Below are 25105 nucleotides of genomic sequence, written 5' to 3'. Positions count from 1 at the left end.
CCTCACCCTCCCTCACCTCCCTTCCCCGGACCCCTTCTTGAACATGTTCAAGAAGGGGTCTACAGTCATGCCCAAGAGCATTTTTGAACGCGTTCAAGGGAGGGTGGGGCATGGACCTCACTGTGGTCGCGTACGTCATCTACCTGCTGATCAGCGTGGCGCTCACCGTCTGGGTGGCCCGCACGCTCAGCCGCAACGGGCGGGTCTTCCTCGCCGATGTGCTGCACGGCAACGAGAAGCTCGCCGAAGCCGTCAACCACCTGCTGGTGGTGGGCTTCTACCTGGTCAACCTCGGGTTCGTCACGCTGTATCTGAAGAACGCCGACGGGGTGGCCAACGCCCGCGAGCTGTTCGAGGCCCTCTCGGTGAAGGTCGGCGTGGTCCTGCTGGTGCTCGGCGTCATGCACCTGGGCAATGTGTGGGTGCTCAGCCGGATCCGCCGCCGCAGCGCCCTGGAGCGCGAACAGACCCCGCCCGTACCGCCGCAGGGCTGGACGCCGCCGGGGCCCCAGGGCCAGTGGGCCGCACCCGCACCCGGGCAGTGAGTCCGGTGACCGGGCCCGCCCCCGTACGCCGGCTCACCGTGCTCTACGACGCGCAGTGCCCGCTCTGTGTCCACCTGCGGCACTGGCTCCAGCGGCAGCGACAGCTCGTGCCGCTGGACCTCGTACCCGCCGGATCGGCCGAGGCACGGCGGCGGTTCCCGGAGCTGGACCATGCGGCGACGCTCCAGGAGATCACCGTGGTCGGCGACCTGGGGCAGGTCTACCGGGAGACCTCCGCCTGGATCGTCTGCCTGTGGGCGCTCGCCAAGTACCGCTCCCGGGCCCACTGGCTGACCACCCCGGCGGGCCGGCCCTTCGCCCGGGGCACCGTGCTGGCCGCCGCCCGCTACCGCTCGATGGCCGTCCCGCCCTGCGCCCCCGGGGCCAGCGCGTGCGTCGCCCCGCCCGGAGGACCGTGGGGTCCCCGTTAACCTTGGGCCCGTGGTGAAGGAAGCGAAGAACGTGCAGGAGAACAAGCCGGCCAAGGCCGCGAAGAGCGAGCAGACCCGCACGCTGATTCTCGAAACGGCGCTCCGGCTCTTCGCGGAGCGCGGCTACGACCGGACGACGATGCGGGCCATCGCCCAGGAGGCGGGCGTCTCGGTCGGGAACGCCTACTACTACTTCTCCTCCAAGGAGCACCTGGTCCAGGGCTTCTACGACCGGATCGCCGGCGAACACGCGGCGGCGGTCCGGCCCGTGCTGGAGGGCGACGGCGATCTGACCGTACGCATCAGGGGGGTGCTGCTCGGCTGGTTGGACGTGGCGGAGCCGTACCACCGCTTCGCCGCCCAGTTCTTCAAGAACGCGGCCGACCCCGAGAGTCCGCTCTCCCCGTTCTCCGAGGACTCGGTGGCCGCCCGCGACGCGGCGATCTCCATCCACGAGCGCTGCATCGCCGGGGCGGACGTCAAGAGCGATCCGGAACTGGCTCCGCTGCTGCCGCAGTTGATGTGGCTGATGCAGATGGGGCTGGTGTTGTTCTGGGTGTACGACCGGACCGAGGGCACCGAGCGCAGCCGCCGGCTGGTCGAGCGCACCGCGCCGATCGCCGCACGGGCCATCGCGCTCTCCCGGTTCCGGGTGCTGCGACCGCTGGTGCGGCAGATCCACGCGCTGCTGGTGGAGTTCCTGCCGGGTGCGGCGACGGCCGGGCCCCAGGACGCTGCCAGGGGCCCGGCCGACTGATCGATCCGATCGGATCGGACTAGATCAGACCAGGTCAGATCTGACCTGATCAGATCCAGCTGAGCTCCCACAGGCGCCAGGTGCCGGTGCCGTCGGAGAGGTACTGGGAGCCGGCGACGTCGGACTTGGCGACGACGTAGTCCTTCTTCTGCCACAGCGGCAGCAGGGGGACGTCCTCGCCGACCAGGGACTGCATCGCCTTGAAGTCGTTCGAGGTCCGGCTGCGGTCGCTGAACTGCTGCGTGGCGGCGATCAGCTGGTCCATCTTCTTGCTGGAGTAGCCGCTGTGCAGGACGTTCCCGGTGCCGACGAGCGGCTGGCTGAAGGTGTCGGGGTCCGGGAAGTCGGGGAACCAGCCGACGGTGTACATGTCGTACTTACCGGCCGCGTACTCCTGCTGGTACGTGGTCCACTCCACGGCCTTGACCGAGACCTTGAACAGCCCGTCCTTCTCCATCTGACGCCGCAGCTCGGCGGTCTCCTTGGTGTACATGTCGCCCGCGCGGTACGCGAAGTTGATGGCGACCGGCGTCTCCAGCCCGGCCTGCTCCAGCAGTTGCGCGGCGCGGTCGGGGTCGGAGGAGGGGTAGGCGTCGAAGAACGGGGTGCTGTGCCCGATGTAGCCGGTGGGGATCAGCGAGTACAGCGGGTCGACCGTGCCCTGGTAGACCTTCCGGACCAGGGGACCCCGGTCGAGGAGCGCGGCGACCGCCTGGCGGACCTTCTTGTTCCCGAACGGCGAGTCCGCACGGGAGTTGAAGATGATGTTGCGGATCTCGGCGCTGGCCGCCTCGGTCACCCGCACGTCCGGGTCGTTCTCGTTCAGCTCGGCGAGCGTCTCGGACGGCAGCTGCCGGTGGGCGATGTCCACATCGCCGCTGTCCCAGGACGTCTGCAGGTCCTCGGAGGTCTTGAAGTAGCGGATGGTGACCGCCTCGCCGGTCTTCTTGAGCGCACCCTTGTACTTCAGGTTGGGCACCAGCTCGGCGCGGCTCCCCGAGTCGTACGACTTGAGGACGTACGGGCCGGAGCCGTCGACCTCGTTGCCCGTGCGGAGCTTGTCCTTCGGGTACGTGTCCGGGTCGACGATCGCCGCGGCGCCGGTGGCGATCTTCTGCGGGAAGGTCGCGTCCCTGCCGGACAGGTTGAACGTGATCGTGCGGCCCTCGGTCGTCACCGTGTCGAGCGTGGGGAAGAGACCCGCGGGGCCGACCTCCGACTTGATCGTGAAGATCCGGTCGAAGGAGTGCTTGACGTCCTCGGCGGTGATCTTTCGGCCGTTGGAGAAGGTCAGGTCGTCGCGGAGCTTGCACTGGTACGTCTGGAGCTTCTGCCCGACGAATCCGCAGCTCTCGGCGGCGTCGGGTTCCGGGGTGACGGCACCGGGCTTGAAGGTCATCAGCGACTGGTAGATGCTGCTGTAGATCGCCCAGGAACCCGCGTCGTACGCACCGGCCGGGTCAAGGGAGGTGACGACATCCGATGTCCCGACAGTGATCGCATCGGTCTTCGCCTCCCCCGACGGGAGCAGTTGCCAGGCGCCGACGCCTGCGATGACCAATACCGCGAGAATCGCGAGAATCCGTACCCGGACCGACCGCATTGCCGTGCTCTCCCTTACCAGCCCCACCTCGGCGGTCGCGTTTGTGACGCGCACATCGCCGCATGTTCGCGCTTACCCAATCACACGATTTTCACATCTGGAAGAGTAAATGGGGCGCTCACAGCCTTTTATTGGACACGCACGGGAAGTCCTGTCCGAAAAGGCTGTTTCCTGCCTCCTACCTGCGGGTTTCCGTAGCTGACGGTGACTCTTCGGTGTGGATTTCATGATGACGGACCCGGGGCTCCCGGACCGTCGCACCCGCAACGGAGAGTCACGCCTGACGGGAGGCGAGCTCCACGACGGTGATGTCGGACGGGGCGCCCACCCGGACGGGCGGCCCCCAGGCGCCCGCGCCGCGCGAGACGAAGAGCTGGGTGTCGCCGTAGCGTTCGAGCCCGGCGACGGTGGGGTTGGCCAGCTCGGCGAGGTAGTTCCCCGGCCAGAGCTGTCCGCCGTGGGTGTGGCCGGAGAGCTGGAGGTCGACGCCGTGCTCGACGGCGTCGTGGATGACCACGGGCTGGTGCGCCATGAGGACGGCGGCGCGGCCGCGGTCCCGGTCGCCCAGCGCCCTGCCGAAGTCGGGCCCCTGGCCCTCGGTCTCGCCCGCGATGTCGTTGACGCCGGCGAGGTCGAAGCCCTCGATCTCCACCCGGGCGTTCTCCAGCGGGATCAGGCCCAGTTCGCGAACGTGATCGACCCACTGCTCGGCACCGGAGAAGTACTCGTGGTTGCCGGTGACGAAGTAGCTGCCGTGCCGGGCGCGCAGGGCGGCCAGCGGTTCGGCGGCGGAGCCCAGGTCCGCGACGGACCCGTCGACGAGGTCGCCGACGACGGCGACCAGGTCGGGCGAGGTCGCGTTGATCGTGTCGACGATCCGGCGGGTGTGGGCGCGGCCGAGGATCGGGCCGATGTGGATGTCGCTGACCACGGCGATCCGGAAGCCGTGGGCGGCGCGGGGCAGTCGGGCCAGCGGGACGGTGATCCGCTTGACGCTCGGCCCGCGCAGCACCCCGTACGTGCCGTACCCGACGGTGGCGAGTCCGGCGGCGGCCGCCGTGCCGCCGACGACCCGGGAGACGAAGAGCCGCCGGGAGGGACCGGCAGCGAGAGCGGGACCGACAGCGAGAGCGGGAGTGGGAACGGGAGCGGGAGTGGGAGCTGCCGGTTCCGCTTTCGGTTCCGTTTCAGCTTCCGGCGCCGTACGCGCCGCCGCTTCCGAGGGAGCCGAAGAGGCCGAGGTACCGGCCGAGCGGGACGGCACCAGCTCTTCGGTACGGGGACGGGTCTCGTCCGGTGCCTCGGCAAGGGTTCCGGACGCCGCTCCGGAAGCCGTTCCGCTTCTCGCCGCGTCACGCCGGGCGAGGACCCGCAGGAGCACCGGCCGAACGACCTCGCCCACGAGGAGCGCCAGCGTCAGGTACAGCAGGCAGGCCAGCCACAGGAAGCCCGGCCAGGCCAGCACCTGCTGGAGCCAGAAGGGGGCGCCCACCCGGCCGGACGTCATCGCTCCGACGCTCAGCAGGGGGAGCACGAAGGCGGCGACGGTGCCCGCCCGCCGCAGCGGGCTGCCCGGCGCCGTCGTGTCACCGACGAAGCGCCGCCACACATACCGGTGCACGGCGCCGAGCAGCGCCAGCACCACGAGCCCCACCAGAGCGAAGACCACTGCAGCCATCCGAGCTTCCCCACGTTCCCGTCGTCATGTGCGCTTGTCGCGCAAAGCCCGGACTCCGCGCAACCCGATCACGCCGACCGCCGTCCCCAGAAGAAAGGACGTGATGGCGAGCAGCAGGTGCACCCAGAAGTACCCGGTCGGTTCGCCCGCGTCGTCGAAGGCGAGCCCGCTGCCGTCCTGCCACAGGTTCTTGACGAAAGTGATCCAGATGAACCAGCTCCACACCCCGAACGCGAGCAGGAACCAGGACACGCGGCGGCTGAGCTTCATGGGTCCAGTATCGCCGCCGCCCCCCGGCCCCCATCCCCGGGGTGGCGTCCGAACGGGGCCGTCCCGGCGTTCCCTGCGGCGGGTCAGCCGGTCCGGCTCCGCATCCACATGTTCGCCCTGTACGTTTCCGATCGTGCCTGCTCTGAAAAAGATCGCTCTGACGGTCACCTCCGCCGCCTTGTTGTCTGGTTTCGTCCTCAGTCCCGCCGCAGCGGCCGACAAGGACAAGAGCGACGCCAAACAGCCCAAGCCGCCGAGCACGATGTCCGGTATCGGCGGGGAGCGGCTCGGTAAAGCCGGTACCCAGGTCGATCTGGGCCCGGGGGCGCCGGTGCTGCCCAAGGGGCTGACCGGCCGGTCGTGGATCGTCGCGGACGCGGAGAGCGGCGACGTCCTGGCGGCGCACAACTCGCACTGGCGGCTGCCGCCGGCCTCCACGCTGAAGATGCTCTTCGCGGACACGGTCCTGCCCGCGCTCCAGCCCACCACCCTGACGCACAAGGTGACGGAGAGTGAGCTGGCCGGGGTCGGCGAGGGCAGCAGCCTGGTCGGGATCAAGGAGGACCACACCTACACGGTCCACGACCTGTGGCTCGGGGTGTTCCTGCGGTCGGGCAACGACGCGGTGCACGTCCTCTCGGAGATGTACGGCGGCGTCCCGAAGACGGTGGACGCGATGAAGGCGCACGCCGAGGAGCTCCAGGCGCTGGACACCGTGGTGGTCTCGCCGGACGGGTACGACGCGCCGCGCCAGGTCTCCAGCGCCTACGACCTGACCCTGATCGCCCGCAGCGGACTCCAGAAGAAGGACTTCCGTGAGTACGCGGCGACCGCGTCGGCCGACTTCCCCGGCGAGAAGAAGAAGGGGAAGAAGCGGGACTCCTTCGAGATCCAGAACACCAACCGGCTGATCACCGGAGACATCGGCGTGGACCCGTACCAGGGCATCGCGGGCGTCAAGAACGGCTACACCTCCCACGCGGGCAACACCTTCACCGGCGTCGCGGAGCGCAACGGCAGGGTCCTGCTGGTCACGGTGATGAATCCGTCGGCGGAGGAGAGCCACGCCGTCTACAAGGAGGCCGCCCACCTGCTCGACTGGGGCTTCGCCGCCAGCGGCAAGGTGACCCCGGTCGGCCAGCTGGTACCGCCGAAGTCCGTGGACACCGGCACCGGAACCGGCACAGCGACCGGCGGCAAGGGCGCGGCGCCCGCCGCCGGCGCGGACCAGGGCTCGGGCGGCCAGGCGGAGGCCTCGCACGCGGCCGCCGCGAACGGTTCCAGCGGGGTCGGGATCGCCCTGGCGATCATCGGCGGCCTGCTGGTGCTCCTGGCGGGCGGGGTGTTCCTGGTCAACCGTCGCTGGCCGCTGACCGGCCTGGCCCGCCGCACCCCGGCGACGACCGACGCGGCCGAGCCCACGGAAGCGGCGGAGCGCACGGAGCCCACTGAGCCTGCCGGGCCGACCGAGCCGAAGGCCTCGACCGGCCCGACCGACTCGGCCGGCTCGACCGAGAAGTCCTAGGCGCGGGTGGAGCCGCCGGGTGCCACGCCCCCGGCGGCATCCCCCGGCTCCACCGTCTCCTCGACCTCATCGTCCTTGCTGCCGGTCGCCGTCCAGGCGGCGCAGAACAGCAGCAGTTTCGCGGTGAAGTTGATCCACAGAAGGAGCGCGATCGGCACGCCGAACGCGCCGTACATGCTCTTGCCCGCGACGCCCTTCATATAGCTGCCGAGCAGCAGCTTGAGCAGTTCGAAGCCGACCGCCCCGAGCAGGGCCGCGACCACCAGCCGCCGCCGGGGCGGCTCCACTCCGGGCAGCAGCGTCAGCAGATAGAGCAGCAGCAGGAAGTCGGCGACGACCGCGACCGCCAGCGCGGCCACCCGCAGCAGGACGCCGCCCGCCCCGCCCTCGGGGATGCCGATCAGGTCGGCGAACCAGCCGACCGCCGTCGAGCCGACGGTGGAGACCGCGAGGGTGGCGAGCGCCGCGCCGCCGAGGCCGACCAGCAGCACCGCGTCCTTCACCTTGGCGACGACGGGGTTGGCCGCCTGGACGTCGTCCAGCTCCCAGACCGCGCGCAGGCATTCGCGCATCGAGCCGACCCAGCCGACACCGGTGAACAGCAGCAGCGCACCGGCCACCAGGCCGATCGTGCCCGCGTTGGCGACCAGACCGTCGATGCCCAACTGGTCGGAGATGCCGGGCACCTGGTCGGCCAGCTTGTCCTTGATGGTGTCGAGCTGCTTGTCGCTCAGCAGAGCGGCGGCGACGGCCGCGCCGACCGCGATCAGCGGGAAGAGGGCCAGGAAGCTGATGAAGGTGATCGCCGCCGCGAGCCTGGCCCAGTGGACCCGGTCCAGCCGCTCGTACGAACGCCACGCGTGCGTCTTCATCAACCGGGCGACCAGGGGCCCGATCACCGGGAGTTTCTTGAGCCAGTCCATGACGTCACGCGTACCCTCCTGGGCCCGGAACACCAGCGGCCCGCCCCGGACTCTCCCGGACCCGTCCGGCGGATCCCGGTCACGCTTCTCTGACACTCACTCCATCACCCGTTCCGGTGAGCGAATTCACCAATGCCGCGAAGGGGATTTCCCGGACGATACGGTCACCCTCATGTCCGTCGACACGGTGTCCTTGACCGGCTGGGGCCGCACCGCCCCGACGACCGCCGTGCGGTTTCGCCCCCGTACGTACGAGGAGGCGGCCGCCGCCGTCCGGGGGCGCGGGCCCCGGGGAGTCATCGCGCGCGGGCTGGGGCGGTCGCCCGGGGACGCGGCGCAGAACGCGGGCGGCTCGGTGCTCGACGTGACGGGCCTGGCCCGGATCGGCGGGGTCGACGCCGTCGGCCTGGTGCGCTGCGACGCGGGGGTGAGCCTGGAGCGGCTGTCGCGGGTGCTGCTGCCGCTCGGCTGGCTCCCGCCGGTCGTGGCCGGGACCGGCAGAGTGACGGTCGGCGGGGCGATCGGCTCCGATCTGCCCGGCCTCGACCACCGCCGGTCGGGTTCGTTCGCCCGGCACGTGAGCGCCCTGGAACTGCTCACCGCCGACGGCGAGGTGCGTACGGTGCTGCCGGGCACCGCCCTCTTCGACGCGACCGCCGGGGGCCTCGGCCTGACCGGGGTGATCCTGGGCGCGACGCTCCGCCTCCGGCGCGTCGCCACGGCCCTGATGTCGGTCTCCACCGAGCGCGCCGGGGACCTGGACGATCTGCTGGCCCGCTTCACCGCGGGCGGCGACCGGATGCCGTACGGCTCCGCCTGGATCGACCTGATGGCGCGGGGCCGGGCGACCGGACGCGGGATCCTCACCCGGGGGGAGCACGCACCCCCGGATATGCGCCCGGCGCACGCGGGGCGCACTCTGCTGTCCTCGCGCTCCGGAAGGCCCCGGGGGCGGCTCTCCGGTCCCGGCTCCTTCCCCGGCTCCTTTCCCGCCTCCGTCCCCGGCCTCCCGCCGCTGCCGGGCGGGCTGCTCGGCCCGGCAGCGGCCGCCCTGTACAACGAGGTCCGCTACCGCGGCGCGCCCCGCGCACGGACCGGTGAGCTCCGCCCGGTCCCCGCCTTCTTCCACGCCTCGGACGCCCTGCCCGACCCGCGTCCGCTGTACGGCCGGGGCGGCCTGGTGCGCTACCGGTTCGCCGTCGGGTACGGCCAGGAGGAGACCCTGCACCGGGTGGTGCGCCGGATCGCGGCGCGCCGGAGCCCCGCCGTGCGGGCCGTGCTCCAGCGGTTCGGGGCGGCGGCCCCCGGCCCGCTGTCGTTCGCGGCGCCCGGCTGGTCCCTGGCCCTGGATCTGCCCGCGGCCCTGCCCGGCCTGTCCCGCTTCCTGGACGGCGTCGACGAGGAGGTGGCCGCCGCCGGGGGCCGGGTCTGCCTGGCGAAGGACTCCCGGATGCGGCCGGAGACGGCGGCCGCGATGTACCCGCGGCTCGCGGAGTTCCGGGAGCTGCGGGCGCGGCTGGACCCGACGGAGGCGTTCCGCTCCGACCTGTCGCGCCGGCTCGGGCTGTAGCCCTCCCCACCACCGATCCCCCGCTCCCCCACCTGACCAGGAGTTTTCCGTGAAGGATGCCTTCGGCGCCCCGCAGTCCCTGCTCGTCCTCGGCGGCACCTCCGAGATCGCCCTGGCCACCGCGCGCCGGCTGATCGCCCTGCGCACCCGCCGGGTCTGGCTGGCCGGGCGCCCCTCCCCGGCCCTGGAGTCGGCCGCCGCCGAGCTGCGCGGCCGGGGGGCGGACGTACGGACCGTCGACTTCGACGCGCTGGACTCCGCCTCCCACGAGGTCGCCCTCGGCAAGGTCTTCGCGGAGGGCGACATCGACGTGGTGCTGATGGCGTTCGGCGTCCTCGGGGACCAGGCGCGGGACGAGGAGGAGCCGATGGCCGCGGTCCGGGTCGCCCAGACCAACTACACGGGGGCGGTCTCCGCCGGGCTGGTGTGCGCCGGCGCACTGCAGGCGCAGGGGCACGGTTCGCTGGTGGTGCTGTCCTCGGTGGCCGGGGAGCGCGCCCGGCGCGCGGACTTCATCTACGGCTCCAGCAAGGCGGGCCTCGACGCGTTCGCGCAGGGGCTTGGCGACGCGCTCCAGGGGACCGGGGTGCAGGTGATGGTCGTGCGCCCCGGTTTCGTACGGACGCGGGCCACGGCGGGGCGGCCGGAGCAGCCGCTCGCGACCGGCCCGGAGGAGGTGGCGGCGGCGATCGTCACGGGGCTGCGGCGGCGCTCGGAGACCGTGTGGGTGCCCGGTTCGCTCCGGGTGGTGATGGCGGCGCTGCGGCACGTCCCGCGCCCGCTGTTCCGCCGGCTGCCCGTCTAGGGCGTACGGCCCCGGGTGCTCAGGGCCGCAGCGACGGGGCCGAGGACGCGTCGATCGTGTAGCCGCCCTGGGCGGGGACGGCGGGCGCCCCGCCTCCCCCGCCGAACGGGAAGTCCTTGATCTTGCGCCAGACGGCGTCCGGGCCCTGCTCGTACAGCGCGAAGGAGCCGCAGGTCCAGGCGGCCTCGTAGTCGGCGAGCTCCTCGTAGGCCCGGTCCATGGCCTCCTCGGCGATGCCGTGGGCCACGGTGACGTGCGGGTGGTACGGGAACTGGAGCTCGCGCACCAGGGGCCCCGAGGCGTCCCGGACCCGCTTCTGGAGCCAGGCGCAGGCCGAGGCGCCCGCGGCGACCTGGACGAAGACGACCGGCGACAGCGGGCGGAAGGTGCCGGTGCCGGACAGCCGCATGGGGAACGGGCGGCCGGCCGTGGCGATCTTGTCGAGGTGCGCCTCGATCGCCGGCAGGTCGGCCGACTGCGCCTCGGTCGGCGGCATGAGGGTGACGTGGGTGGGAATGCCGAAGGCGGCAGGGTCCCCGAAGCTCGCGCGGCGTTCCTGGAGCAGGCTGCCGTAGGGCTCCGGGACCGCGATCGAAACGCCGAGCGTTACGGTCCCCACGTCGTTCTCCTCCATCGTCGATGGTCGATTTCCGGTCATGCCGCGCGGGCCGGGTGTCCGGCCCGCGCGTTCCGCCGCCGCAAGTGTGACCCCTGCGGCCATGATCTCGCCAGGGTCCTTGGACTCAGTGCTTCGCGGGCAGGAAGCCCATCCGGTCGTACGTCTGTGCCAGGGTCTCCGCGGCGACGGCCCTGGCCTTCTCCGCACCCTTGGCCAGGATGGAGTCCAGCGTCTCCGGGTCGTCCAGATATTCCTGGGTGCGGGCCCGGAAGGGAGTGACGAATTCCACCATGGCCTCGGCCAGGTCGGTCTTCAGCGCGCCGTAGCCCTTGCCCTCGTAACTCCGTTCCAGATCCTCGACGGGGCTGCCGGAGAGGGTGGAGAGGATCGTGAGCAGGTTGCTGACGCCCGGCTTCTTCTCGGCGTCGTAGCGGATCACCGTGTCGGTGTCGGTGACCGCGCTCTTCACCTTCTTCGCGGTGACCTTCGGGTCGTCGAGGAGGTTGATGAGGCCCTTCGGCGTGGAGGCCGACTTGCTCATCTTCACCGCCGGGTCCTGGAGGTCGAAGATCTTCGCCGTCTCCTTGAGGATGTACGGCGCGGGGACGGTGAACGTCTGGCCGTACCGGCCGTTGAACCGCTCGGCGAGGTCGCGGGTCAGCTCGATGTGCTGACGCTGGTCCTCGCCCACCGGGACCTGGTTCGCCTGGTAGAGCAGGATGTCGGCGACCTGGAGCACCGGGTAGGTGAAGAGGCCGACGGTGGCCCGGTCGGCGCCCTGCTTGGCGGACTTGTCCTTGAACTGCGTCATCCGGGAGGCCTCGCCGAAGCCGGTGAGGCAGTTCATCACCCAGCCGAGCTGGGCGTGCTCGGGCACATGGCTCTGCACGAACAGCGTGCAGCGCTCCGGGTCCAGACCGGCCGCCAGCAGCTGCGCCACGGCGAGCCGGGTGTTGGCCCGCAGCTCGGCGGGGTCCTGCGGGATCGTGATCGCGTGCAGGTCCACGACCATGTAGAAGGCGTCGTGGCTCTCCTGCAGCGCCACCCACTGGCGCACCGCGCCCAGGTAGTTGCCGAGGTGGAACGAGCCCGCGGTGGGCTGGATCCCGGAGAGCACGCGCGGACGGGCGGCCGCACCGGTGCGGCCCGTCTGCGGCTGGTCGGTGGGGAGCGAAGGGCGATCAGAGGCCATGGCCCCATTGTCTCAGGTACGGGGGCGATCTCCGGCAGCCGGTGCGGGGCGGAGAGGGCGCGTACCAGCAGGAGCCCGGAGCACAGGAGCGCGCACCTGAGACGAAGCCCACATTCCGGCCGCCGGAGTGTGCGCGGGCGGGCGCGCCGGAGAGTGAAGGTTTCCCTGCGCCGGATCCGACCGACGATACAAAGTGGGCACCACCCCCGCCCACGCCGCACGACGAACGGAGATCCCGTGTCGACCACGGAAACTGCCATCGCCTCCGCCGAGGCGCACAGCGCGCACAACTACCACCCGTTGCCGATCGTCGTGGCCACGGCGGACGGCGCCTGGATGACCGACGTCGAGGGCCGCCGGTATCTGGATCTGCTGGCCGGATACTCGGCACTCAATTTCGGCCACGGCAACCGCCGGCTCATCGACGCGGCCAAGGCCCAGCTGGAACGGGTGACGCTGACCTCCCGGGCCTTCCACCACGACCGGTTCGCCGACTTCTGTACGGAGCTGGCGGCGCTGTGCGGCATGGAGACGGTGCTGCCGATGAACACCGGTGCGGAGGCCGTGGAGACCGCGGTGAAGACCGCCCGCAAGTGGGGCTACCGGGTCAAGGGCGTGCCGGACGGCATGGCGAAGATCATCGTGGCCTCGGACAACTTCCACGGCCGCACGACGACGATCGTCAGCTTCTCCACGGACCCGGAGGCGCGGGCCGACTTCGGCCCGTACACCCCGGGGTTCGAGATCGTCCCGTACGGGGATCTCACCGCGATGCGGGAGGCGATGACCGAGAACACCGTGGCGGTGCTGATCGAGCCGATCCAGGGCGAGGCCGGGGTGCTGGTGCCGCCGGCCGGCTATCTGCCCGGGGTGCGGGAGCTGACCCGCGAGCGGAACGTGCTGTTCATCGCGGACGAGATCCAGTCGGGGCTCGGGCGGACCGGGAAGACGTTCGCGCTGGACCACGAGGGTGTGGTGCCGGACATGTACGTGCTCGGCAAGGCGCTGGGCGGCGGGGTGGTGCCGGTCTCCGCGGTGGTCTCGTCGGCGGATGTGCTCGGCGTGTTCCGGCCCGGCGAGCACGGCTCCACGTTCGGCGGGAACCCGCTGGCCTGCGCGGTGGCGCTGGAGGTGATCGCGATGCTGCGGACCGGTGAGTACCAGCAGCGGGCGGCCGAGCTGGGCGACCATCTGCACCGGGAGCTGGGCCTGTTGACGGGCGGCGGCGCGGTGGAGGCGGTGCGCGGCAGGGGTCTGTGGGCGGGCGTCGACATCGCTCCGGCGCTGGGCACCGGCCGGGAGATCTCCGAGAAGCTGATGGATCAGGGGGTGCTGGTGAAGGACACCCACGGCTCGACGATCCGGATCGCCCCGCCGCTGGTGATTTCCAAGGAGGACCTGGACTGGGGCCTGGACCGGCTGCGGGCGGTGCTGACCGCCTGAGCCGGCCCGGGCCCCCTCATGTCGACGCCCCGGGGGTCAGAGGATGACGTGGGGCAGGAAGCGGGCGTACTCGTCCGTGACCGGCCCCGCCGACTCCCGGATGCCAAGCCCCGCCGCCTCGTCCTCGACGATCCACGCGCCAAGCACCACCCGGTTGCCGTCGATGTCGGGCAGCGGGGCCAACTCCTGGTAGCAGCACGGCTCGCCGCGCAGGACGGGCGGCGAGCCGGGGCCGTGCAGGTCGACCCCGGCGCCCTCGCGGCCGAGCAGCGGCTTGGACACGTAACCCGCCCCGCCGGGTCCGGCCAGCTCGCGCGGTCCGTCGAGGTAGGCGGGCAGCAGATTCGGGTGGCCCGGATACAGCTCCCAGAGGATCGCCAGCAGCGCCTTGTTGGAGAGCAGCATCTTCCAGGCGGGCTCGATCCAGCAGGTGGTGCCGGAGCCGCCGCCGTTGTCGAGGGTCTCCAGCACCTGCGGGCCGAAGCGGTCCGTGGCGAGCCACTCCCAGGGGTAGAGCTTGAAGCAGCTGCGGATGAAGCGGAGCCGGTCGTCGACGAACCGGCCCGACAGCCGGTCCCAGCCGATCTCCTCGACCGACAGCGCCTCGGTGTCGATCCCGGCCTGCTGGGCGGTCTCGCGCAGATACGCGACCGTCATCAGGTCCTCGCCCGCCTCGTCGCCGTCGGAGTGGACGAAGTGCAGCGGTCCCGGCGGCAGCAGGGACGCCTGCCGCTTCCAGGCGTCGACCAGCCGCTCGTGCAGGGAGTTCCACTGGTCGGCACCGGGGAACCGGTCCTCCATCCAGAACCACTGCGCGCTCGCGGCCTCCACCAGCGAGGTCGGGGTGTCGGCGTTGTACTCCAGCATTCTCGCCGGGCCGCTCCCGTCGTAGCGCAGGTCGAACCGCCCGTACACCGAAGGCAGTTCGGCGCGGCGGTGCCAGGACTCGGCGACCAGCGCGGCCAGTCGCGGGTCGGTGATGCCGAGGTCGGCGAAGCGGTCCCGCTCGACGATGTGCGCGGCGGCGGCCAGGCACATCGTGTGCAGTTCCTCGACCACCTCCTCCAGGGCCTCGACCTCGGGCAGCGAGAAGGCGTAATAGGCGCTCTCGTCCCAGTACGGACGGAGCGAGTCGTCCGGGTAGCGGGTGAGCGGGTAGACGACGCCCTGCGACTCGACGGTCTCCTGCCAGCCGGGGCGCGGCTCGATCGTGCGGCGCTCCATCTCCGCTCAGCCCCCGCCGGACTTGGAGCAGCCGAAGCCGCCGCGGTCGACCGCGGACTTGTTGAAGCTGCCGCCCTGCACCTTGCCGTCGTAGCTGCTGGTGCTGCCGCCGTAGTAGTACGAGCCGCGGCCGCCGCCGGAGCCCCCGCCGCCGCTGCTGCCTCCGCTGCCGCCCCGGCACTCGTAACTGGGCAGGGGTTCACGGGTCGTGCGGTCGGCGCAGCGCCGGTCCGGCTCCGAGCCGCAGGACGTGATCGTCAGGGCGAGCAGCCCCATGCCGCCGAGCACGACCGTGCTCGACCTCAGCCTTCGTGTGGCCATGTTCGGTTCTCCCCCGTGGTACGCGATCGGATCCGGCTTCCTTTCTGTTCCGTCACCGGATCTCTTGTCAGATTAGTTGGAGGGGTGGCCGGTTCGGAAGCCGACTGCTTACGGGAGCACCCGGCACAGGGCGTCCAGCGCGCCCGCCCAGGCGCTCTCCGACGGGGAGCCGTAGCCGATCACCAGGGCGTCGCGGGCGGCCGGGGCGTCCGGGTGGCGGTAGCGCGCGAGGCCGTCCAGGGCCAGGCCCTGGAACGCCGCCGCCTGGATCACCGAACGCTCGGAGCCCGCCGGGAGTTCGAGGACCGCGTGCAGCCCGGCCGCGATCCCGCTGATCTCGATGCCCGGCGCGCGCTCCGCGAGCGCCGCGACGAGCTGGTCGCGGCGGCGGCGGTAGCGCAGCCGCATCGAGCGCACATGCCGGTCGTACGCTCCCGAGGCGATGAACTCCGCGAGCGTCAGCTGGTCGGGCGAGCCGGACATCCACTCGGACACGCCCTTCGCCGCCACCACCTCGCCCACCAGGCTCCGGGGCAGCACCATCCAGCCCAGCCGCAGCGCGGGGGCCAGCGACTTACTGGCGGTGCCGAGGTACACGACCTGCTCCGGATCGAGGCCCTGGAGCGCGCCCACCGGCTGCCGGTCGTAGCGGAACTCCCCGTCGTAGTCGTCCTCCAGGATCAGCCCGCCGGTGGACCGGGCCCAGTCGACGGCGGCGGCCCGCCGGTCCGGGTGCAGCGGTACGCCGGTGGGGAACTGGTGCGCCGGGGTCAGCAGGACCGCTCCCGCGCCGCGCATGGCGGCCGGCTCGCCGGTGCGGGAGCCGTGCTCGTCCAGCGGCAGGCACGGGGTGCGCAGCCCGGCTTCGGTGAGGAGGTCTCTGTGGAGGTCGAGGCCGTACGACTCGACGGCGACGTCCCGGACCCGGCGGCGGCGCAGCACCCGGCCCAGCAGCGACAGCCCGTGCGCGAAGCCGGAGCAGATCACGATGCGCTCCGGGTCGGCGTACACCCCGCGCGCCCGCGCCAGATATTCGGCCAGCACGGTGCGCAGTTCGACGCGGCCGTGCGGATCGCCGTAGCCGAAGGCCTCGTCGGGCGCGGCGGTGAGCGCCTTGCGGGCGGCCTTGAGCCAGGCGGTGCGCGGGAAGGCGGACAGGTCGGGCGTGCCGGGCTTCAGGTTGTACCCGGCCCCGGACCGGGTCGGCCGGGAGGGGGCCGCCGCCGGGTCCGTCCGGCGCGGCGCGGACCGCTGGGCGACCCGGGTCCCCGAGCCCTGCCGGGCGGTGAGCCAGCCCTCGGCGACCAGTTCGGCGTAGGCGTCGGCGACCGTGTTGCGGGCGACGCCCAGGTCGGCGGCGAGCACCCGGGAGGACGGCAGCCGGGTGCCGGGCGTCAGCCGGCCGCTGCGCACCGCCTCCCGCAGCGCCTCCATCAGCCCGCTGCGCAGCCCCTGGCCGACCGGCTCCAGATGCAGGTCGGCGCCGAAAGTGGCCCAGGGATCCGTCATGCCAATGGACCATACCGGGGTGCCACCGGGGCCGTAGCGTCGTCCTCATGACCACGACGCACGAGCACCACCACGCCCCCGCCGGCCTCGCCCCCGAGCACCCCGCCCGGATCTCCGTCTCCCAGCTCCTCCCCGACGTCTACAAGGCGATGATCCGGCTCGACATCGCCGCCCGTCAGGGCCTGGACCCGGTCCTGGTGGAGCTGGTGAAGATCCGGGCCTCGCAGCTCAACCGGTGCGCGTTCTGCCTGGACATGCACAGCAAGGACGCGCTCGCGGCGGGCGAGTCCGTCGAGCGGATCGTGCAGCTCAGCGCCTGGGAGGAGTCGCAGCACTTCTACACGGAGAAGGAGCTGGCGGCACTCGCCCTGACCGAGGCGGTCACCGTCCTGACCGACGGCTTCGTCCCGGACGAGGTGTACGCGAAGGCCGCCGAGCACTTCGAGGAGGCCGAGCTGGCCCGGCTGATCGCGGCCATCACCGTGATCAACGCCTGGAACCGCTTCGGCGTCACCGGCCGGCTGGCCCCGGGCCACTACACGCCCGGCGACCACAAGAGCTGACCCGCCCAAACCCCTCGCCCCTCACCCTTCCGCCCCTCACCCCCGAGGACAGCCCTGTGACCGACCCGGTCTCCGTCTTCCGCGCCCTGCACCACGGGCGCGCCCCCGACGACCCGCTGGTACTGCCCGGGCCGTGGGACGCGGCGAGCGCACGGGCGCTGGAGGAGGCCGGGTTCCCGGCGCTGGCGATCCCGAGCGCGGGCGTCGCCGCCGCGCTCGGCCACGAGGACGGACACACCCCGGCGGACGAGATGTTCGCCGCCGTGGCCCGGATCGCCCGCGCGGTCTCCGTACCCGTGTCGGCGGACATCGAGGCCGGGTACGGGCTGGAGCCGAAGGAGCTGGTGGAACGGCTCCTGGCGGCGGGGGCGGTCGGCTGCAACCTGGAGGACTCGGTGGACGGCGTCCTGCTGGACCCCGCGTACCAGGCCGACCGGCTGGCCCGCTTCCGCGAGGCCGCGGGCGACCGGCTCTTCCTCAACGCCCGTGTGGACACGTATCTCTACGGCGGGCCCGCCGGTACGGACCGGTCGGCGGCCGCGCTCGACCGGGCCCGGCGCTACGCGGCGGCGGGCGCCGACGGCGTCTACCCGATCGCCGCGCCGCCCGAGGAGCTGCCGGCGCTGGCCGCCGCCGTGCCGCTGCCGCTGAACGCCCTCGGTACGCCGGACTCCCCGGCCGCCCTGCGCCGGCTGGGCGAACTGGGCGCGGCCCGGATCACCTTCGGCCCCGCCCTCCAGCGGCTGGCGGTGGCAGCGGCGCGCGGGGCGGCGGAGGGACTGCGGTAGGGCGCGCGGACACCGGACACGCCCAACGCCGAACGCCCCCGGCAGCACAGGCTGCCGGGGGCGTTCGGTGTGGTGCGGTGGTGCGGGGTGCTGGGTGCTGATCAGATGAGGCCGAGCTCGCGGACCGCGTCGCGCTCCTCGGTGAGCTCCTTGACCGACGCGTCGATGCGCGTACGGGAGAACTCGTTGATGTCCAGGCCCTGGACGATCTCGTAGACACCGTTCTTCGTGGTGACCGGGAACGAGGAGATGATGCCCTCGGGGACGCCGTAGGAGCCGTCCGACGGGATGCCCATCGAGGTCCAGTCGCCCTCGGCGGTGCCGTTGACCCAGGTGTGCACGTGGTCGATGGCGGCGTTGGCGGCCGAGGCGGCCGAGGACGCGCCACGGGCCTCGATGATCGCGGCGCCGCGCTTGGCGACGGTCGGGATGAAGGTGTCGGCCAGCCACACCTCGTCGTTGACGACCTCGGCGGCGTTCTTGCCGGCGATCTCCGCGTGGAAGATGTCCGGGTACTGGGTGGCCGAGTGGTTGCCCCAGATCGTCAGCTTCTTGATGTCGGAGACGGCGGCACCGGTCTTGGCGGCCAGCTGCGAGATCGCGCGGTTGTGGTCCAGGCGGGTCATCGCGGTGAAGCGCTCGGCCGGTACGTCCGGGGCGGCGGCCTGCGCGATGAGCGCGTTGGTGTTGGCCGGGTTGCCGACGACGAGGACCTTGATGTCGTCCGCGGCGTTGTCGTTGATGGCCTTGCCCTGCGGCTTGAAGATGCCGCCGTTGGCGGCGAGCAGGTCGCCGCGCTCCATGCCCTTGGTACGCGGGCGGGCGCCGACGAGCAGGGCGACGTTCGCACCGGCGAAGCCGACGTTCGGGTCGTCGGTGATCTCGATGTTGCGCAGCAGCGGGAAGGCGCAGTCGTCGAGCTCCATCGCGGTGCCCTCGGCGGCCTTGAGGCCCTGCGGGATCTCCAGGAGGCGCAGGTTGACCGGCACGTCCGGGCCGAGCAGGTGGCCGGAGGCGATGCGGAAGAGCAGCGCGTAGCCGATCTGGCCGGCTGCGCCGGTCACGGTGACATTCACGGGAGTGCGGGTCATGGCGGTCTCCGTTTAGACAGCTGGCGGTGGGGGTCCCGGCCCCTGGTGCCGGACCCTGGTGCTGGACGCCTCTTCCGCGCCCCGACGAATCTTGACGTGAAGAGATATCCAGCGGTCAGGCTATCGGACCCGGCCGGGCCGGGCCGCCCGGCCCCCTGTGGCACCGCACACAACCGGTCACGCACCGCACGCACGGGTGACCCCGGCCCCGGGCGGGACCGGGGTCACCTGCCCGGAGCCGGGATCACTCGCCCGGGTCCGTGCACCCCTTCGTGCCGGAGGTGAGCGTCGCGCACGCCTTCGCGTCGGCCGCCTTCTTCACCGCGACCATCGGGGTGTACGCGTCGGTGTCCCCCATGACCTCGCCGTCCTGCCCGCCGTCGGCCCCCGTGATCCGCACGGTGTCGCCGACGGCCGCCTCGGTGAGCCGGGCCCAGGCGGCGGAGCAGACCTCGCTGTAGCGGACCTCGACCTTGCTGCCGCCGACCACCGCGCTGGCGACCGTACGGGCGAACTCGCCGCCGCAGCCCATCGCCTCGGGGTCCTCCCCGGTGCAGTCGGCGCCGCTGCACTCGACGCCCACGGGCAGCTCCGGGGCGGGCGTGGTGGGGGCTGCCGACGGGGGCGGGGTGGCCTTGGCGGACTCGTCGCCGCCCGGTGCGAGCAGCACCGCGCCGACCACGACGATCAGCGCGCCGACCGCCCCGACGGCGAGCATGACGCCCTTCTTGCGGCCGCCGGGCGTCTTGCCTCCGGCGTTCCGGCCCGACCGCTCCCCGTCCTGCGGCGGCCGGGGAGCCTCCGGCGCGCTGCCGCGCTGGCGGGGTACGGAGAGCTGGCGCGTCGCGTCGTCGCCGCCGGGTCCGTAGGCGTCGGCGCCGTGACCGGCCGGTCCGTAACCACCCGGTCCCCGGCCGTCGTTGCCGTGGCCGGCGGTCGCGTGGCCGCCCGGCCCCTGGCCGTACGTCTCGTAGGCGGAGGGTCCGCGTTGGCCGGGAGCGGTGGTGTCGCGGGGCGGGGCGTCCGTACCGGCCGGGCCCGCGGCGGTGGGCACCCGCGCGCCGGATCCGGCCGTGCTGTGCCGGCCGCCGGCGGAGGACCGGCCGGACCGGCCGGACGACGGAGCGTCGGGAGACGTCGTGCCGAGCTCGCCGAGCGCGGCACGGGCCTGCGTGATGCGGATGGCCTCCATGGTCATGTCGTGGCGCATCTCGGCCCGGCTCCAGGCCCGCTCCGCCAGCTCCCACATGGTCGTGAGGTGGTGCTGCGGCGTGCCCGTCACCTCGGCGAGGGCGACGACGGCCCCGCGCGGGGCGAGCAGCCGCCCGTTGAGATACCGCTCCCAGGACGTCTTGCTGTAACCCGTGCGGTCGGCCACCGCGTTGATGTTCAGTCCGCTGCGGTCGACGAGCCGGCGCAGCTGGCTGGCGAACTCCCTGATCTGCGGGTCGAGCTCTTCGGGCAGTGCCTTCCAACGAGGCATCGCTTTATTCCCCCCTCATGTCCCCCGGACGTGCTTGCTGTACCCCGCTGCGCCGGGTCCCCCGACCCGCGCTTCCCCCCGGTCCGTCCGCCGTCCGTCCGTTCCGGACCGTCAGCTGGACTACCCACGAGGATGCGCGGAACCAGGGTGTCAGTTCCGGACGAGGGGGCGCACGGGAGCATTCGGGACGGAGTACGCATCTTCGCGCGCCCCGATCACTGTTCCGGCCACTGCTCTCTGCCTGCTCCGTGCCGCTCTGTGTGCCGTGACAGTCTGCCATCGTTGCGCGGCGATCACACCGTGCCGGAATGGTCACTTCCGTGCCACAGGCCACAGTGAACACTTGTTCCGGTCTTTCGTGTCCATGACGCTGGAGTCGGGACGGGGCAAGGCCGCCCATCTCGCCGCATACCGGGGCTTTCTGCCCGGTGGCCCCGTTCCGCCGTGGTGTCCGTCCCCCCTCGGGGGTGGGGACGGCCACCACGGTCGGGCCCGAACGCTTCTCCGAACGCCTCTAGCGGATGGTGAAGCGGACCGCGTTCTCCAGGATCGGGACGTCCAGCCACGGCTTGGGCTGGGCGACCAGCGCGAGCAGCACGATCAACGTGCCCATCAGCCCGTACGTGACGAGGTCGGTGAAGCGGGAACGTACCGCCAGCATCCCGACCGACGGCACCACCCAGCGCAGCACGGCACCGGCGATCAGCGCGCCGCCGATCAGGATGGTGCCGATACGGAACGCCTGGTCGAACGGGTCCAGGGCCACGATCAGCAGGCCGAGGCCCGCCGCGCAGAGCACGGTGAGCAGCGGCCACTGCCGGGCCGGGGCGGGCGCGTCGCCGGACGCCGCCCGGCCGCCGCCCTCGGGCCGGGCGGTGTCCCGGGTGAACCGCGGGAACCGCCGCGACCGGCGGGGCCGCCCGGCGGGCGCGGCTCGGTCCGTGACCTCCGCGGCCCCGTCCGTGGCCGCACCCGTGGTCCCGTCCGCAGCTCCGTCCGTGGTCCCGTCCAGGGGCTTGTCCGTAGCCCCGTCCAGGGTCTTGTCCGTGGCCGGTTCGTCCGGCTCGTCCGCCGCCCTGCCCGCGGAGGCGGGGTCGGCCGGACTCGTACCAGCACCCATGGGGTTTCCTCCGGATCCGGGCCGTCAGCCCGCGGCGGCGGCGTCGGCGGCCTCGGCGGCGGCCCGCTCGGCGGCTTCGACCACGTTGACCAGCAGTTGAGCGCGGGTCATCGGGCCGACGCCCCCCGGGTTCGGGGCGACCCAGGCGGCCACCTCGCGGACCCCCGGGTGCACATCGCCGACGATCTTGCCGTCCGCGTCCCGGCTGACGCCGACGTCGAGCACGGCCGCGCCCGGCTTCACGTCCTCCGGCTTGATCAGGTGCTGCACCCCGGCGGCGGCGACGATGATGTCGGCCTGCCGCAGGTGCGAGGAGAGGTCCCGGGTGCCGGTGTGGCACTGGGTCACCGTGGCGTTCTCCGACTTACGGGTCAGCAGCAGCGGGATCGACCGGCCGATGGTGACACCGCGTCCGACGACCACGACATGCGCCCCGTTGATCTCCACGCCGTGCGCGCGCAGCAACTGGACGACGCCCTGCGGGGTGCAGGGCAGCGGGCCGGTCTCGTTGAGGACGAGGCGGCCGAGGCTCATCGGGTGCAGCCCGTCGGCGTCCTTCGCCGGGTCCATCAGCTCCAGGACCCGGTTGGTGTCGATGCCCTTGGGCAGCGGCAGCTGGACGATGTAACCGGTGCACTCGGGGTTGGCGTTGAGCTCCCGGACGACGTCCTCGATCTCCTCCTGCGTGGCGGTGTCGGGAAGTTCGCGCTGGATGGATCCGATGCCGACCTGGGCGCAGTCACGGTGCTTGCCGTTGACGTACCACCGGCTGCCCGGGTCGTCCCCGACGAGCAGGGTTCCGAGGCCGGGAGTGATCCCCTGGGCCTTGAGGGCCGCCACACGGACGGTCAGATCGGATTTGATCGCGGCAGCGGTGGCCTTGCCATCGAGAATCTGGGCAGTCATGGGCCCATCCTCGCGGATGACCCCGCCCGCATACCAATTGCCGGTGCCACCCCCGTACCGGAGATTGCACTTGCACAACTTCCACGGCTCCGGACTGGACAAACAAGGGCTCCGCTTATAACGATGAAGGCCGCGGTTGTACGGGGGGCGGGCCGCTGATCGATGTCCTTCCTCCGTGTGGCCATCTCGTCCCCACACGTCTGTTGAAGGAACACCCCTTATGAGCTTCGGCGACCCGAACAACCCGTACGGGCAGCAGCCCGGCCAGCCGCCCCAGGGCCCGCCGCAGGGGCAGCCCGGATACGGCTACCCGCAGCAGGCTCCGCAGGGTGTCCCGCCGCAGGGCTACGGCTACCCGCAGCAGCAGCCGGGGTACCCCCAGCAGCCCGGTTACCCGCAGCAGCAGCCCGGCCAGCCCTACGGCGGCGGCTACCCGCAGCAGCCCGGCTACGGCGGCGGCATGCCGGAGCTGGCCCACTGGGGTCTGCGCTTCGGCGGACTGATCGTCGACGGGCTCGTCATGATGGTCCCGTACATCCTCGTCATCATCGGCACCGGTGTCGGCGACTCGTTCGGCGTGATCCTCAGCGGCATCGGCTTCATCGGTCTCATCGCCGTGGCCATCTGGCAGCTGTACCAGGAGGGCACCACCGGCCAGACGATCGGCAAGAAGGCCGTAGGCATCCGCCTGCTGCGCGAGGCCGACGGCCGTCCGCTGGGCTTCGGCATGGCGTTCGTGCGCCGTCTGGCCCACTTCCTGGACAGCATCGCCTGCTACATCGGCTGGCTGTGGCCGCTGTGGGACGAGAAGAAGCAGACGTTCGCGGACAAGGTCTGCTCGTCCGTGGTCGTCAAGGCCAACTGACGCTCCTTCCGGACGCTTCCGGACATGCCGCGAGGGCCGCACCCGATCACGGGGTGCGGCCCTCGCGGCATGTCCGGCGACGGCGGGCCCGGTCAGTCCTTGCGTACGCCCGGGATCTCCGCCGGCTCCGGCGTCGTGCGCTCCATCACCACGAAGCTGCCGCCCCGGTGCTTGAGCCGGTAGCGCGCCTCGGGGTGCAGCTGCTGGGCGTACGCCACCGGGTCCTGGATCGGGCGGGACCAGCCGAAGTCCAGGTTGATGGCGACGATGTCGGGTGCGGTGCCCGGGGCCCCGCCGACCCAGTAGACGGTGCGGTCGGAGGTGAGGTGGGCCATCAACGTGATGTCCGTCTCGACCCGTGCCCCGGCCGGGATGGCGTCCAGCGCCGCCCGGGCCGCCTGGCTGCGGGCGTCGTCGGTGCGGTAGGTCTCCGGGCGCAGCAGATCGCGCAGCGGCAGGTGCTGGGTCATGGCGACGGCGATCGCGGCGGCGACGGGCACGGCGACCTTCGCGTACGAGGCGAGCCAGGGGCGGTGCGAGTCGCGGCTGCGGCGGACGCCGTCGGCCAGCGCGAGGAAGAGCACCGGCATGAGGATCGCGCTGTAGTGCCAGACCATGCCCCAGTGGTTGCTGTCCTGGGAGAGCAACCGCCAGCCGAGCGTGGGGACGATCAGCAGCGTCAGCGGTGAACGCAGCGCCATGAACGCGGTGATACCGATCAGGAAGACCAGCATCTCGATCTTGACGGAGGAGTTGAGGACGCCGAGGACGGAGTCCAGCATCGAGACGTCCTGCTCGCCGTTCTTGTCGATCTTCGTCCAGTAGTCGTACGTCCCCGCGCTGCTGGCCGCCGGGATGAGCACCATGAGGGTGACGACGAAGGCCACGACCCCGAACGCGGCGAGCAGCGCGCCCTGGAGGCGGCGGCCGTACACGAAGAGCAGGAAGCCGACGACCGCGACGGTGGCGCCCAGGTCCTCCTTGACCAGGACCAGCGGGAGCGACCACAGGAGCGCGGCCGTCCACCGCTTCAGCAGCAGCGCCCGGCAGACGAGGGCCAGCAGCGGCACGGCGAACGCGATCTCGTGGAAGTCGGCCTTCACCGCTTCCTGGATTCCCCAGGAGAGCCCGTACGCGACGGTGACGCAGAGCCCGGAGCGCCCGCCGAGGAGCTGCTGGGTGGTGCGGCCGACGATGACCGCTCCCAGCGCGAACAGCGCGGCCTGCGCGAACAGCAGGGCCTCGGCCGACGGCCAGAGCCAGTACAGCGGGGCCAGCAGCGCCACGATCGGGGAGAAGTGGTCGCCGAGGATCAGATAGCCGGGGCCCTTGATGTCGACGACCGGGGCGTCGAACCCGGCGTACGCCCTGACCTCCTGCTCGAAGATCCCCAGGTCCCAGGAGGGCGAGCCGAAACGGGCGTACTGGAAGTACGCGTAGAGGAAGTAGAGCGCGCACAGGATCGCGCCGGCGATGAGGTACGGGCGCAGGGGTACGCGTTCGGCGGCGGCCTCGCCCGTACGCGGCGCATCGCCGGCCGGACGGGCGTCCGGCCCCGGGCCCTGGGCGGGCAGGCGGCCCGGTCCCGACCGGTCCGTTCCACTCTTGTTCAGCTCAAGCACGGTGACTGCCCCCGCTAGGGATTTCCACGGCCGTTCATCGGATACGGCCGTGTCATTAGAACAGAGCGGCGAGCGCGTTCCGTACGACGGACACGGCGGCGGGGGGGGGGCCCCCCGGGGGGGGGGGGGGGGGGGGGCCCGCGGGGGGGGGGGGGGGGGGGTGGGGGGGGGGCGGGGGGGGGGGGGGGGGCCCCCCCCCCCCCCCCCCCGCCCCCCCCCCCCCCCCCCCCCCCACGGCCGGGTGCCGCAGCA

At 72.1% G+C, this 25105-nt stretch carries 24 protein-coding genes; 10 read left to right on the top strand and 14 right to left on the bottom strand.

Features of this window, described 5'->3' with window-relative positions; translation table 11 throughout:
- The first annotated feature begins 110 nt into the window (after positions 1 to 110).
- The 3 genes from ACIQPT_RS22915 to ACIQPT_RS22905 are packed head-to-tail and all read left to right on the top strand — an operon-like array spanning position 111 to position 1733.
- Entirely contained in the window at positions 111 to 545 is a 435-nt protein-coding gene (locus ACIQPT_RS22915) for a hypothetical protein (RefSeq protein ID WP_401157918.1), read from the top strand.
- Positions 542 to 976: a thiol-disulfide oxidoreductase DCC family protein gene (locus tag ACIQPT_RS22910; protein WP_401157917.1), complete on the top strand. Its 435-nt coding sequence runs from the start codon at positions 542 to 544 to the stop codon at positions 974 to 976. The genes ACIQPT_RS22915 and ACIQPT_RS22910 overlap by 4 nt, the downstream gene beginning before the upstream one ends.
- A gap of 10 nt (positions 977 to 986) precedes the next feature.
- Positions 987 to 1733, top strand: a complete 747-nt coding sequence (locus ACIQPT_RS22905; RefSeq protein WP_401157915.1) for a TetR family transcriptional regulator — start codon at positions 987 to 989, stop codon at positions 1731 to 1733.
- Positions 1734 to 1782: 49 nt separating this feature from the next.
- Here ACIQPT_RS22905 and ACIQPT_RS22900 read toward each other — a convergent pair whose 3' ends face one another.
- The 3 genes from ACIQPT_RS22900 to ACIQPT_RS22890 all read right to left on the bottom strand — a co-directional run bounded on the left by ACIQPT_RS22900 (position 1783) and on the right by ACIQPT_RS22890 (position 5284).
- Complete coding sequence (locus ACIQPT_RS22900) at positions 1783 to 3336, bottom strand: ABC transporter substrate-binding protein (RefSeq protein WP_401157914.1); 1554 nt, start codon at positions 3334 to 3336, stop codon at positions 1783 to 1785.
- Between the two features lie 274 nt (positions 3337 to 3610).
- Entirely contained in the window at positions 3611 to 5005 is a 1395-nt protein-coding gene (locus tag ACIQPT_RS22895; protein WP_401158207.1) for a metallophosphoesterase, read from the bottom strand.
- A gap of 33 nt (positions 5006 to 5038) precedes the next feature.
- On the bottom strand, positions 5039 to 5284 hold the full coding sequence (locus ACIQPT_RS22890) for an SCO4848 family membrane protein (RefSeq protein WP_401157913.1): 246 nt from the start codon (positions 5282 to 5284) through the stop codon (positions 5039 to 5041).
- A gap of 133 nt (positions 5285 to 5417) precedes the next feature.
- Here ACIQPT_RS22890 and ACIQPT_RS22885 point away from each other — a divergent pair, with 133 nt between their 5' ends.
- A complete protein-coding gene (locus tag ACIQPT_RS22885; RefSeq protein ID WP_401157911.1) occupies positions 5418 to 6809 on the top strand; it encodes a D-alanyl-D-alanine carboxypeptidase family protein in 1392 nt (463 codons plus the stop codon).
- Here ACIQPT_RS22885 and ACIQPT_RS22880 read toward each other — a convergent pair.
- Positions 6806 to 7732 (bottom strand): YihY/virulence factor BrkB family protein, encoded by a 927-nt coding sequence (locus tag ACIQPT_RS22880; protein WP_401157909.1) that lies wholly within the window; start codon positions 7730 to 7732, stop codon positions 6806 to 6808. The two genes, ACIQPT_RS22885 and ACIQPT_RS22880, sit on opposite strands and share 4 nt — an antisense overlap.
- A gap of 172 nt (positions 7733 to 7904) precedes the next feature.
- Between ACIQPT_RS22880 and ACIQPT_RS22875 the strand changes: the two genes are divergently transcribed.
- Both ACIQPT_RS22875 and ACIQPT_RS22870 read left to right on the top strand, forming a co-directional pair.
- On the top strand, positions 7905 to 9302 hold the full coding sequence (locus tag ACIQPT_RS22875; protein ID WP_401157908.1) for an FAD-binding protein: 1398 nt from the start codon (positions 7905 to 7907) through the stop codon (positions 9300 to 9302).
- A gap of 49 nt (positions 9303 to 9351) precedes the next feature.
- Positions 9352 to 10107: a decaprenylphospho-beta-D-erythro-pentofuranosid-2-ulose 2-reductase gene (locus ACIQPT_RS22870; protein WP_087765255.1), complete on the top strand. Its 756-nt coding sequence runs from the start codon at positions 9352 to 9354 to the stop codon at positions 10105 to 10107.
- A gap of 19 nt (positions 10108 to 10126) precedes the next feature.
- Here the strand turns inward: ACIQPT_RS22870 and ACIQPT_RS22865 are convergent, their stop codons facing one another.
- On the bottom strand, positions 10127 to 10726 hold the full coding sequence (locus ACIQPT_RS22865) for a 2'-5' RNA ligase family protein (RefSeq protein WP_401157906.1): 600 nt from the start codon (positions 10724 to 10726) through the stop codon (positions 10127 to 10129).
- A 124-nt stretch (positions 10727 to 10850) separates the two neighbouring features.
- Complete coding sequence (gene trpS / locus ACIQPT_RS22860) at positions 10851 to 11843, bottom strand: tryptophan--tRNA ligase (RefSeq protein ID WP_401158205.1); 993 nt, start codon at positions 11841 to 11843, stop codon at positions 10851 to 10853.
- Positions 11844 to 12155: 312 nt separating this feature from the next.
- On the opposite strand from trpS, the gene rocD reads away from it, so the two are divergent.
- A complete protein-coding gene (gene rocD / locus ACIQPT_RS22855) occupies positions 12156 to 13361 on the top strand; it encodes an ornithine--oxo-acid transaminase (protein ID WP_401157904.1) in 1206 nt (401 codons plus the stop codon).
- A gap of 36 nt (positions 13362 to 13397) precedes the next feature.
- On the opposite strand, the gene ACIQPT_RS22850 is transcribed toward rocD, so the two are convergent.
- The 3 genes from ACIQPT_RS22850 to ACIQPT_RS22840 form a co-directional block, all read right to left on the bottom strand.
- On the bottom strand, positions 13398 to 14585 hold the full coding sequence (locus ACIQPT_RS22850) for a glutathionylspermidine synthase family protein (RefSeq protein WP_401157902.1): 1188 nt from the start codon (positions 14583 to 14585) through the stop codon (positions 13398 to 13400).
- Positions 14586 to 14591: 6 nt separating this feature from the next.
- Positions 14592 to 14906, bottom strand: coding sequence for a hypothetical protein (locus ACIQPT_RS22845; protein WP_401157901.1), 315 nt, complete (start codon positions 14904 to 14906; stop codon positions 14592 to 14594).
- A 108-nt stretch (positions 14907 to 15014) separates the two neighbouring features.
- Positions 15015 to 16415: a PLP-dependent aminotransferase family protein gene (locus ACIQPT_RS22840; protein WP_401157899.1), complete on the bottom strand. Its 1401-nt coding sequence runs from the start codon at positions 16413 to 16415 to the stop codon at positions 15015 to 15017.
- 47 nt (positions 16416 to 16462) lie between these two features.
- Here ACIQPT_RS22840 and ACIQPT_RS22835 point away from each other — a divergent pair, with 47 nt between their 5' ends.
- Both ACIQPT_RS22835 and ACIQPT_RS22830 read left to right on the top strand, forming a co-directional pair.
- The gene (locus ACIQPT_RS22835; protein ID WP_401157897.1) at positions 16463 to 16978 is read left to right on the top strand and encodes a carboxymuconolactone decarboxylase family protein; all 516 of its coding nucleotides are present in this window, start codon (positions 16463 to 16465) and stop codon (positions 16976 to 16978) included.
- Positions 16979 to 17034: 56 nt separating this feature from the next.
- The gene (locus ACIQPT_RS22830) at positions 17035 to 17766 is read left to right on the top strand and encodes an isocitrate lyase/phosphoenolpyruvate mutase family protein (protein ID WP_401157895.1); all 732 of its coding nucleotides are present in this window, start codon (positions 17035 to 17037) and stop codon (positions 17764 to 17766) included.
- 101 nt (positions 17767 to 17867) lie between these two features.
- On the opposite strand, the gene ACIQPT_RS22825 is transcribed toward ACIQPT_RS22830, so the two are convergent.
- From ACIQPT_RS22825 to ACIQPT_RS22810, 4 genes are all read right to left on the bottom strand, one after another.
- Complete coding sequence (locus ACIQPT_RS22825; protein ID WP_032791657.1) at positions 17868 to 18857, bottom strand: malate dehydrogenase; 990 nt, start codon at positions 18855 to 18857, stop codon at positions 17868 to 17870.
- A 244-nt stretch (positions 18858 to 19101) separates the two neighbouring features.
- Entirely contained in the window at positions 19102 to 20340 is a 1239-nt protein-coding gene (locus ACIQPT_RS22820) for a DUF2690 domain-containing protein (RefSeq protein WP_401157893.1), read from the bottom strand.
- A gap of 514 nt (positions 20341 to 20854) precedes the next feature.
- Positions 20855 to 21460 (bottom strand): DUF3017 domain-containing protein, encoded by a 606-nt coding sequence (locus ACIQPT_RS22815; RefSeq protein ID WP_401157891.1) that lies wholly within the window; start codon positions 21458 to 21460, stop codon positions 20855 to 20857.
- Positions 21461 to 21484: 24 nt separating this feature from the next.
- A complete protein-coding gene (locus tag ACIQPT_RS22810; protein ID WP_010058645.1) occupies positions 21485 to 22366 on the bottom strand; it encodes a bifunctional methylenetetrahydrofolate dehydrogenase/methenyltetrahydrofolate cyclohydrolase in 882 nt (293 codons plus the stop codon).
- Between the two features lie 220 nt (positions 22367 to 22586).
- On the opposite strand from ACIQPT_RS22810, the gene ACIQPT_RS22805 reads away from it, so the two are divergent.
- Positions 22587 to 23231 (top strand): RDD family protein, encoded by a 645-nt coding sequence (locus ACIQPT_RS22805; RefSeq protein ID WP_401157889.1) that lies wholly within the window; start codon positions 22587 to 22589, stop codon positions 23229 to 23231.
- A 92-nt stretch (positions 23232 to 23323) separates the two neighbouring features.
- On the opposite strand, the gene ACIQPT_RS22800 is transcribed toward ACIQPT_RS22805, so the two are convergent.
- A complete protein-coding gene (locus ACIQPT_RS22800) occupies positions 23324 to 24853 on the bottom strand; it encodes a DUF2079 domain-containing protein (RefSeq protein WP_401157887.1) in 1530 nt (509 codons plus the stop codon).
- Positions 24854 to 25105: the final 252 nt, after the last annotated feature.

This window comes from Streptomyces sp. NPDC091289 (assembly GCF_044757365.1).
Taxonomy (GTDB): Bacteria; Actinomycetota; Actinomycetes; order Streptomycetales; family Streptomycetaceae; genus Streptomyces.
Note: the sequence above shows the minus strand (reverse complement) of the source record. Positions and strands in the feature narration are given on the sequence as shown.

Excerpts from the sequence above, each read along its gene's own strand:
- ACIQPT_RS22915 (WP_401157918.1), top strand. The coding sequence starts at position 111 with ATGGACCTCACTGTGGTCGCGTACGTCATCTACCTGCTGATCAGCGTG.
- ACIQPT_RS22900 (WP_401157914.1), bottom strand. The coding sequence starts at position 3,336 with ATGCGGTCGGTCCGGGTACGGATTCTCGCGATTCTCGCGGTATTGGTC.
- ACIQPT_RS22890 (WP_401157913.1), bottom strand. The coding sequence starts at position 5,284 with ATGAAGCTCAGCCGCCGCGTGTCCTGGTTCCTGCTCGCGTTCGGGGTG.
- ACIQPT_RS22880 (WP_401157909.1), bottom strand. The coding sequence starts at position 7,732 with ATGGACTGGCTCAAGAAACTCCCGGTGATCGGGCCCCTGGTCGCCCGG.
- ACIQPT_RS22875 (WP_401157908.1), top strand. The coding sequence starts at position 7,905 with ATGTCCGTCGACACGGTGTCCTTGACCGGCTGGGGCCGCACCGCCCCG.
- ACIQPT_RS22850 (WP_401157902.1), bottom strand. The coding sequence starts at position 14,585 with ATGGAGCGCCGCACGATCGAGCCGCGCCCCGGCTGGCAGGAGACCGTC.
- ACIQPT_RS22845 (WP_401157901.1), bottom strand. The coding sequence starts at position 14,906 with ATGGCCACACGAAGGCTGAGGTCGAGCACGGTCGTGCTCGGCGGCATG.
- ACIQPT_RS22840 (WP_401157899.1), bottom strand. The coding sequence starts at position 16,415 with ATGACGGATCCCTGGGCCACTTTCGGCGCCGACCTGCATCTGGAGCCG.
- ACIQPT_RS22835 (WP_401157897.1), top strand. The coding sequence starts at position 16,463 with ATGACCACGACGCACGAGCACCACCACGCCCCCGCCGGCCTCGCCCCC.
- ACIQPT_RS22825 (WP_032791657.1), bottom strand. The coding sequence starts at position 18,857 with ATGACCCGCACTCCCGTGAATGTCACCGTGACCGGCGCAGCCGGCCAG.
- ACIQPT_RS22820 (WP_401157893.1), bottom strand. The coding sequence starts at position 20,340 with ATGCCTCGTTGGAAGGCACTGCCCGAAGAGCTCGACCCGCAGATCAGG.
- ACIQPT_RS22815 (WP_401157891.1), bottom strand. The coding sequence starts at position 21,460 with ATGGGTGCTGGTACGAGTCCGGCCGACCCCGCCTCCGCGGGCAGGGCG.
- ACIQPT_RS22810 (WP_010058645.1), bottom strand. The coding sequence starts at position 22,366 with ATGACTGCCCAGATTCTCGATGGCAAGGCCACCGCTGCCGCGATCAAA.
- ACIQPT_RS22805 (WP_401157889.1), top strand. The coding sequence starts at position 22,587 with ATGAGCTTCGGCGACCCGAACAACCCGTACGGGCAGCAGCCCGGCCAG.